Below are 9,029 nucleotides of genomic sequence, written 5' to 3' on the forward strand. Positions count from 1 at the left end.
CCCCTAACGCAGTTGGCATGATGAATAATCGCACGCGGCAAACGTCGCTAAGTTTCGACACGAGCGACACGCAGGAAATTTCGGAAAAAAATCCCCAGCCCCAGGCCGCCCCGCCGGTCTCAGGCGATCCCAACGACCTGCAAGGGAAAGAGGTCTGGATCGTCGACTCCCATTCGTTGATCTTTCAGGTCTTCCACGCGATCCCACCCATGACCGGTCCGGCTGGCCAACCGGTGGCAGCCATTTATGGCTTCGCGCGGGATATGGTCTTTCTGCTGGAAAAGAAGAAGCCTGACTATTTGATCTGTGCGTTCGACCTCTCGGGGCCGACCTTCCGCAACGATCTGTACGACCAGTACAAAGCCAATCGCGATGAAATGCCGGACGAGCTTCCTTCGCAGATCGCCGGCATTCGACGGCTGCTGGAAGCAATGACCATTCCGGTGCTGGCCTACGAAGGTTACGAAGCCGACGACGTCCTGGCCGCCGCCGCCAAGGTCGTCCAAGAGAAGGGGGGCCGCGCCACGCTGGTCACCACCGACAAAGATTGCCGCCAGCTGATCACCGACAACGTACGTCTGTTCAACGTGCGGAAGGATGCCTTCTACACGGCCGAGTCCCTGCTGGAAGATTGGGGCGTACGTCCCGAGCAAGTCGTCGACTTCCAGGCGATGGTCGGCGACTCGGTCGACAATGTCCCCGGCATTCCTCTCATTGGTCCGAAGATCGCCAAAGATCTGCTCAACGAGTTCGGCACCTTGGAAGCGGTGCTCGACAACGTCGATAAGATCTCAGGCAAGAAACGCAAGGAGAACATCACCAACGGCCGCGAGTTGGCGATGATCAGTAAAGAACTGGTCCGTCTGCGCGACGATGTCCCGCTTACCTGGGAATGGGACAAGTACGTTGTAACACCGGTCAATGGTCAGGCCTGCGAAGAACTGTGCGACGAATGGGGATTCCGCTCGCTGGCCAAACAGCTTCAGTCGTTAGCCACCAGCGAATCGGGTCAAACGGAAACGAGCGCACTCGAGGCATCGGCACTCGACTATCAGCCGATCACCACGATCGAGCAGCTGAAAGAACTGGTCGAAGTTCTCCGCCAACAGAAACGCATCTCGATCGATACTGAAACCACCCATACCAGCCCTCGCTGGGCCGACCTGGTGGGTATCTCGGTGTGCTGGAAACCTGGCACCGCGCGGTATATTCCGATTCAAACGCCTGAGGAAGATCCGAGCCTGCCGCTGGCTGAAGTGATCGAACTGCTGCGGCCGGTGCTGGAAGATGCCAACATCAAGAAGCTCGGTCAGAACCTGAAGTACGACGAGATCGTCTTCCGCGGCGTGGGGGTCGAACTGGCTGGCGTCGACTTCGATACGATGATCGCCCATTACCTGCTGGAAGCCGGGGCCCGCTCGCACGGCCTCGACGAACTGTCCCGCCGCTATTTGCAGCACGAAACGGTGAAGATCACCGAGTTGATCGGGACCGGCAAGAAGCAGATTTTGATGAGCGAGGTGCCGCTCGAAAAGGTCTCGTACTATGCCTGCGAAGATGCCGACATTCCGCTGCGGCTGTACGAAATTCTGGGCGAGCGTCTGGAAGAAGAAGGGCTGACCGATCTGTTCGACGACGTCGAAGTTCCGCTGGTCGATGTGCTGGTCGAGATGGAGTTCAACGGCATCCGCATCGACACCGAGCGGCTGAAGAACTTGAGCGACGAATATGGCCAGCGTCTTTATGCGCTTGAGAAAGAGATCTACGAGATCGCCGAGCAGCCATTCAATATTGCTTCTCCCAAGCAGTTGGCCGAGATCCTCTTCGAGAAACGCAAGCTGCCGGTCATCAAGAAGACGAAGACCGGTGCTTCGACCGATGCTGAAGTGCTCGAGCAATTGGCCAAGCAAGACCCGCTGCCACAGCGCATCATCGACTTCCGGCAGTACGCCAAGCTGAAGAACACTTACATCGACGCGCTGCCGAACATGATTTGTCCGAAGACGAATCTGGTGCACACGTCGTTCAACCAGGTGGTCGCGGCGACAGGTCGCTTGAGCTCGAACGAACCGAACCTGCAGAACATTCCTATCCGCACCAAGGAAGGGAAGGAAATCCGTTCGGCGTTCCAGGCCAGTTGCGATGGCTGGGTGCTGGTCTGTGCCGACTATTCGCAGATCGAACTCCGTGTGCTGGCGCATTACTCAAGGGATGCCGCCCTGCGCGAGGCGTATCAGAACAATCAAGACATCCACGCCAAGGTCGCTTCCGAGGTGTACGGCATTCCGCTGGATGAAGTGACCTCCAACGAACGCCGCAGCGCCAAGGCGATCAACTTCGGTATCGTCTACGGACAAAGCGCGTTCGGCCTGGCCAAGAGCCTGGATATCGAGAAGGACGAAGCGTTCGGTTTCATCGATGCCTACTTCCGCAAATACCCCGGCGTCGACGACTTCATGGAAAACACCTTGCAGCAGTGCTACAAGGATGGATATGTGAAAACGATTCTGGGTCGTCGTCGCAAGATCGACGGCGTCCGCAGCCCGCAGAAGCGTGACCGAATGGCTCGGCAGTTGTTGATGCCGGAACGAACCGCCGTGAATACGGTCATCCAAGGTTCGGCCGCCGATATCATTAAGCTGGCCATGATTCGCGTGCACAAGAAGCTGGCCGCTGCCGATTTGCAGTCGAAACTGCTGCTGCAGATCCACGACGAACTGGTTTTTGAAGCACCCCTGGAAGAAGTGCCATCTTTGGTGCAGTTGATGCTGCCGGAAATGACGGGGGCCATAGAGTTGGACGTTCCGCTGGTGGTGGATGTCGAGTCGGGGCACAACTGGGCCGAGTGCGAACCGGTCGAATTGGATGGCTAACGGACAAGTGTCCACCAATCTCAGGCTTCGGCCAACGAAAAAATCGAAGGGGCATTCGCTCGATTTTGTCCCTTTCTTACAGAAAACTTGTTGGCAAGTGGCATCATGAAAACGATCGGAATCCTGGGTGGTATCGCCTCTGGCAAAAGTGCCGCGACGGCGTTCTTGCGCGATTTAGGAGCCGTCGTCTTCGATGCCGACAAAGCCGGCCATCGCGTGCTGGAAATGCCACAAGTGAAAGAGGAAATCCGAGCGAGGTTTTCTACTGCCGTATTTGACGATCAAGGGAACGTATTAAGACCGAAGCTGGCAGCACTTGTTTTCGGCGATTCCGACGAGCATCGCCAGGCCCTGGCCGACCTCGAAAAAATCTCGCATCCGCGGATCGGCCAGCAGTTGGAAGCGGCCCGGAAGGAAGCGGAAGTCGCTGGGGCACCGGCATTTGTGGTAGATGCCCCGGTCATGATCAAGGCCGGCTGGATCGGTCATTGTGACTATGTTTTGTATGTGGATGCGTCGCGCGAGAAGCGTCTGGAAAGGGCCCTTGCGCGAAATTGGACGGAAAATGAGTTTGACATTCGTGAGGCTGCGCAGGAAGAATTAGAAGTCAAACGACAACTCGCTGATATCGAGATCCCCAACAACAACGACTTATCCCAGCTACAAGCAGCGATCCGAACCTTTTGGGATCGGCGTATTGCTCCCCCGCCAGGGCCTCGCGGGAATCCGTGGTAACTTCCCCAAAGATTTTCCTTTTCGCAATAATCGTCTGCGAATAGGCTTCGGGAATTTAGTGGCGATGAAACCCACATTACAGCAAAGGTGGGGGTCAAGAAATTACCTGCGTCGATAGCAGCCTGAATTATCGTTACCCCTTTAATTTACAACCATTTACGAAGACTCGGATTCCTGCGAATATCGCCTCGCGAATCTTCGAGCGTTTTGCTACAACGAAAGAGCCTCCTCCTCATCCTGGAACAGCCTGCGTCCACCGAAGACGCCCTGCATGCCGATTTTTTAAAGAACCGCTTCGCTAGGTAGCCGGTCTGAACAGTTGGTTAAGGGACATTCCTTTAGACAACTCTGGCCAGGAAACTCCTCTTGGAGAACATTCTCCTATGGCACACAGAAACACGACAACAAACCGAAATACAAACAACAATTCGAATTCGAATAACAAGTTAACGTCCCGGGTCTCGAAGGACGCCAACGCTTTTGGTGCCGGTATTTTGCCGGAAACCAACGAGGCGGCTTCGGATCAAGCCAATTATCCCATGCCCAACGCGCCCCAACCCTCAGATTCTTCCTCGAACCACGCCTCGGACGGTCATCGCTCGTCGCGCGGATCGAACCGACGCAACAACAACCATAACAATTACGACGATGGTCCCGAGCCAATGTCGCTGGCCGAGCAGATCGCTCGCGGCAAGCATCGTGGCGATCAAGGGGAAGACGACGAGCAGTTCGAGCAGCTTAAGCACAGTGAAGTGCACATCGCCGAACTGCAGAAGATGTCGATGCAGGAACTGATTGAAGAGGCCCGCAAGGAGAACCTCGAAGACGTTTCCGGCTCGCGCCGCCAGGACCTGATCTTCCGCATCCTGAAGGAACGCGTGAAGATGTCGGGCTTGATGTACGGCGAAGGTACGCTGGAAATCCTGCCCGATGGCTTTGGCTTCTTGCGTAGCCCCGACTACCACTATCTGTCGTGCCCGGACGATATCTACGTCTCTCCCAGCCAGATCCGCCGATTTGGTTTGAAGACCGGTAACATCGTCACCGGGCAGATTCGTCCACCGAAGGAAAACGAACGCTACTTCGCGCTGTTGCGTGTGGAAGCAGTTAACTATCAGGACCCGAACGTCGCGGCCCAGAAGGTCTTTTTCGACGACCTGACGCCACTGCATCCGGACGATCGGATCCGCATGGAAACGACCCCAGACGAATACAGCGGACGCATTATAGACCTGATCGTGCCGATCGGTTTCGGTCAGCGTGGCCTGATCGTCAGCCCACCGCGGGCCGGTAAGACGATCATGATGCAGAACATGGCCAAGGCCGTTCTCACGAACTACCCCGACGCCTACTGCATTATGCTGCTGATCGACGAACGTCCCGAGGAAGTAACCGACATGGAGCGGCAGGTCAAAGGACCCAACTGCGAAGTGATCAGTTCGACCTTCGACGAACCGCCGTCGCGTCACGTGCAAGTGGCCGAAATGGTCATCGAAAAAGCCAAGCGTATGGTCGAGTTCGGGACCGACGTGGTCATCTTCCTCGACTCGATCACGCGATTGGCTCGGGCCTGGAATAGCGAATGTCCCCCTTCGGGCAAGCTGCTTTCCGGTGGTCTGGATGCCAACGCCTTGCAACGCCCCAAACGCTTCCTCGGCTCGGCCCGTAAGGTCGAAGAGGGGGGCTCGCTGACGATTATCGCCACAGCCCTGGTCGACACCGGCAGCCGCATGGACGACGTGATCTTCGAAGAGTTCAAGGGAACCGGTAACCAGGAAATCGTGCTCGATCGCCGTATGGTCGACCGTCGCATTTACCCGGCCATCGACATCAACGCCAGCGGTACCCGCCGCGAAGAGATGCTGATGGATCCCGAAGAATACCGCCGCGTGTGCATCCTGCGTCGCGTACTCAACGAAATGAACCCGCCCGACGCGATGGAGTTCCTGCTTGGTCATATGAGCAAGAACAAGACCAACGCCGAGTTTCTGATGAGCATGAATGTGCAGTAAGGCACACTTCACGCTGACCGCGTTCCAACGAATCCTGTCCCCTCTCCCTTCCCAAGGGAGAGGGCTAGGGTGAGGGTTGGGAAGCGGGTACCATTTTGGCCCCTCACCCTAACCCTCTCCCCCAAGGGGCGAGGGGACCCGAGTTTGGTCTCTCTCACCTCCGTGCAATTCCCGAATTGAGATTACCGTGCCTAACATCTTCTCCGGAACCGATTACCGTCCGACGGGCGATCGCGTGGCGATTGTCGTTTCGACTTACAACACCTCGATTACCGACAAGCTGCTGACCGGTTCGCTGCAAACGTTGGAAAGCCGCGGGTTCGCCCAGGCTGACATCGACGTGGCCAAGGTGCCGGGTGCCTGGGAAATTCCGCTTGCTGCCTCCGTGATGGCCAAAAGTGGGAAGTATGCCGCTGTCATTTGCCTGGGATGTGTGATCCGCGGCGAAACGACGCACGACGTCCACATCAACACCCAGGTCAGCCAGACACTGGGCAACCTGGCGATGCAGTGCCAAATCCCGGTTGCGTTTGGCGTGCTGACTTGCAATACCGTCGAACAGGCCATCAGCCGATCTGGGGGAGCCGTGGGCAATAAGGGAGTCGAAGCCGCGGAAGCTGCCCTGGAAATGATGGGACTTCTGCGAAATCTGCCGCAGTCGAAACCATGAACTGGCCACGCTCGCTATAATTCAACCAATCTGGCCGGCGAACCCCAACAAGTCGCATCGTGTGCCGGCAAGACGTATTCGAGACGAAGGCATTCTCTAGATTCCCATGGCAAGACGTAGTCGAGCTCGTGAAGTTGTTCTCCAAATCCTCTATCAAGAGGATCTCAATCCCGATGCGGATCCGCGTCTGGCCGATGAGTTCCTGCGTGCGCGTTTGAAGCATGACGAGAACCTGATTCAGTTCGGCCGTTACCTGCTGATCGGTACTCGCGAACACCGCAAGAAGATCGACATGCAGTTGGAACGCTTCGCCGACAACTGGAGCCTCCGCCGCATGGCCGCGACCGATCGTAACTTGTTGCGGCTGGGTGCGTTCGAGATCATCTATTCCGACACGCCGGCCCGCGTGGCCATCAACGAAGCGGTTGAACTGGCCAAACGCTTCGGTGGCAAACACAGTCCCCAGTTCGTCAACGGTCTGCTGGACCGGATTCTGAAAAGCATCCAAGCCGAAGGTGCCGATCCTGCCTAGCTGGCGGTGGCAGACAATCAGCCGAGATTCGGCTACATTGGCGTTGGACCAATGGTTACTTACGCCCCACCCAGGGGAAGAGGATTGATTCGTAGCGATGGGCATATTCGGATTCGGTAAGAAGAAAGAAGACGCGGAAACGAGCTCAGCGGAAGCCACTTCGGAAAAGGAAGCGGGCTTCTTTGGCCGGTTGGGGCAAGGTCTTGAGAAGACGCGCCGCCTGCTTAACACCGACATCCGCGACCTCTTCAAGGCGGAAGGCCGCCTGGTCGACGAAGAGTTGCTCGACGAGATCTTCGCGATTCTCATTCGCACCGATATGGGGGCCGGACCAGCCAACCAAATCAAAGACCGCATTGCCCGCGACTTCCGCGGCCGTGTTGTCCATACCGAAGACATCCTGAAGAACATTCAGGACGAACTGGCAGGCCTGATGCAGCAGGACAAAGAGCCCATCAAAATGGCGGCTCAAGGTCCGACGGTCATCCTGGTCGTGGGTGTGAATGGGGCTGGCAAAACGACTTCGATTGCCAAGCTGACGCGGTGGTTTATCGATCAAGGGAACTCCGTGGTGTTGGGGGCTGGCGATACGTTTCGGGCGGCGGCTTCCGAACAGCTTTCGATCTGGGCCGAACGGCTCGGCGCAACGATCATCCGCGGCGAAGCTGGCAGCGATCCGGCCAGCGTCGCGTTTCGCGCGGTCGACGAAGGGCTGAAGCTGAATGCCGACGTCGTCATCATCGATACGGCAGGTCGTCTGCAAACGCAGAAGAACCTGATGACCCAACTCGACAAAATGCGACGCGTGATCGGCAAGAAGATCGAAGATGCTCCGCACGAAGTACTGCTCGTGCTGGATGCCACCGCCGGTCAAAACGGCATCAGCCAGGCCAAAGGCTTCTCGGACGCGGCGCAGTGTACCGGCATCGTGCTGACCAAGCTCGACGGAACCGCCAAGGGGGGCGTCGTGGTGCCGATCCGCAAGGAATTCCAACTGCCGGTGAAGTTCATCGGCGTGGGGGAAAAGCCGGAAGACCTGACCCGCTTCGATCCCGAAGCATTCTGCAACGCTCTGTTCGCTACGAGCTAGCATCGTAGCGCTGTCCCTAATTTGACTGTGGTGCCGGTTCTGCGGGATTTTCGCTTAATTCCTGCCTGGGGACTCGCCGATGCTTATGGTGCGGCATGTCTCCGTGTCCGTGGGGAGTGTGGGTGATTGGCCACGACTTCCAGTGAACCACAACTGAGTATTAGGGGGATCATCGATGTTTCGACGCATCGTACTTGGTCTGATCATTGCCGCTTCAATGTCGGTTACTTTCTCCAGCGCCGAAGCTGGTGACCAGGCTTTCAGCCGCGTATGGGGCGGGACCTACGGTAGCTACGACTGGGAACGTTTCTATCACTATCCCTACGTCTACTATCCCCAAAACTTCCAGGGTGCCGAGTACTACCGCAGCCGCGAGAGCCTGTACTACCGCTACCCAACCGAAATGCGAATTCCGGTCTACAACGAGCAGTGGCAGAACCACTACCCCAACGGTCGCTTGTACCACTCGGGGCATCACTTCCTGTTGGATGTGTTCTAAAGCGACCGTTTGAAGTTGGAAGTGTTTCGTTTTCAGTCCGAGGATCGTAAAGGTCTTCCTGGACGCAGCACCTCAAATCAAAATCATGGAAAAGGCGAGAGCTTGCCCGCACAGGCTCTCGTCTTTTTGTTTGCGCGCATCCGAACCCAGCACGCCCAATAGACGACGCCGCAGGATCTGGCGGTGGTACTGCTTGCCGCTGCTTAGCACGCCCAAGCAGACTTGGGCGTGGCCCCCGGGGTGGTGTTGGGTGCGGTGAGGGTTGGGGTATCTGGTGTTGCTCGGACCTTGATACCCGCCGGCAGTCAGCCGAGCCCCCGCGATCCGGCCCCCTCGCCCCTGCAGGGAGAGGGTTAGGGTGAGAGGTTTTCTTGTTGGGTGGCGACTCTAGCGTGGGTAGTGATCTGGTAAGAATCGCATCGACATCGATCGTTTTCGGCCGCAGGTTGTTGAACGATTCCTCGCGCCGCGTAAAGTTACCGTGCGCATCGACGCGGAAGCGAGGGATACTCGGTCGTTGTTGGATGGCCTCGTGCATCTCTTGGTCGAGGGAATCAAGGGGTGGCGGCGTTCGCTCTTTCGTCTCTTGCGCTTTCTGCAGCGCGGCGATCTCCGCTT

At 57.1% G+C, this 9,029-nt stretch carries 7 protein-coding genes; all 7 read left to right on the plus strand.

Annotated elements, in window-relative coordinates:
- The first annotated feature begins 17 nt into the window (after window positions 1-17).
- Complete coding sequence (polA, locus tag C5Y96_RS00885) at window positions 18-2,873, plus strand: DNA polymerase I (protein WP_233198687.1); 2,856 nt, start codon at window positions 18-20, stop codon at window positions 2,871-2,873.
- Between the two features lie 105 nt (window positions 2,874-2,978).
- Window positions 2,979-3,608, plus strand: a complete 630-nt coding sequence (coaE, locus tag C5Y96_RS00890) for a dephospho-CoA kinase (protein ID WP_105349667.1) — start codon at window positions 2,979-2,981, stop codon at window positions 3,606-3,608.
- A gap of 752 nt (window positions 3,609-4,360) precedes the next feature.
- Window positions 4,361-5,620, plus strand: a complete 1,260-nt coding sequence (gene rho / locus C5Y96_RS00895) for a transcription termination factor Rho (RefSeq protein ID WP_199188603.1) — start codon at window positions 4,361-4,363, stop codon at window positions 5,618-5,620.
- A gap of 187 nt (window positions 5,621-5,807) precedes the next feature.
- Complete coding sequence (ribH, locus tag C5Y96_RS00900) at window positions 5,808-6,290, plus strand: 6,7-dimethyl-8-ribityllumazine synthase (RefSeq protein ID WP_315850634.1); 483 nt, start codon at window positions 5,808-5,810, stop codon at window positions 6,288-6,290.
- Window positions 6,291-6,396: 106 nt separating this feature from the next.
- Window positions 6,397-6,822: a transcription antitermination factor NusB gene (nusB, locus tag C5Y96_RS00905; RefSeq protein ID WP_105349668.1), complete on the plus strand. Its 426-nt coding sequence runs from the start codon at window positions 6,397-6,399 to the stop codon at window positions 6,820-6,822.
- A gap of 97 nt (window positions 6,823-6,919) precedes the next feature.
- Window positions 6,920-7,912, plus strand: coding sequence for a signal recognition particle-docking protein FtsY (gene ftsY / locus C5Y96_RS00910; protein ID WP_105349669.1), 993 nt, complete (start codon window positions 6,920-6,922; stop codon window positions 7,910-7,912).
- Window positions 7,913-8,087: 175 nt separating this feature from the next.
- A complete protein-coding gene (locus C5Y96_RS00915; RefSeq protein WP_105349670.1) occupies window positions 8,088-8,411 on the plus strand; it encodes a calmodulin-binding protein in 324 nt (107 codons plus the stop codon).
- The last annotated feature ends 618 nt before the right edge of the window (window positions 8,412-9,029 follow it).

Source organism: Blastopirellula marina, from assembly GCF_002967715.1.
Lineage (GTDB): Bacteria > Planctomycetota > Planctomycetia > Pirellulales > Pirellulaceae > Bremerella > Bremerella marina_B.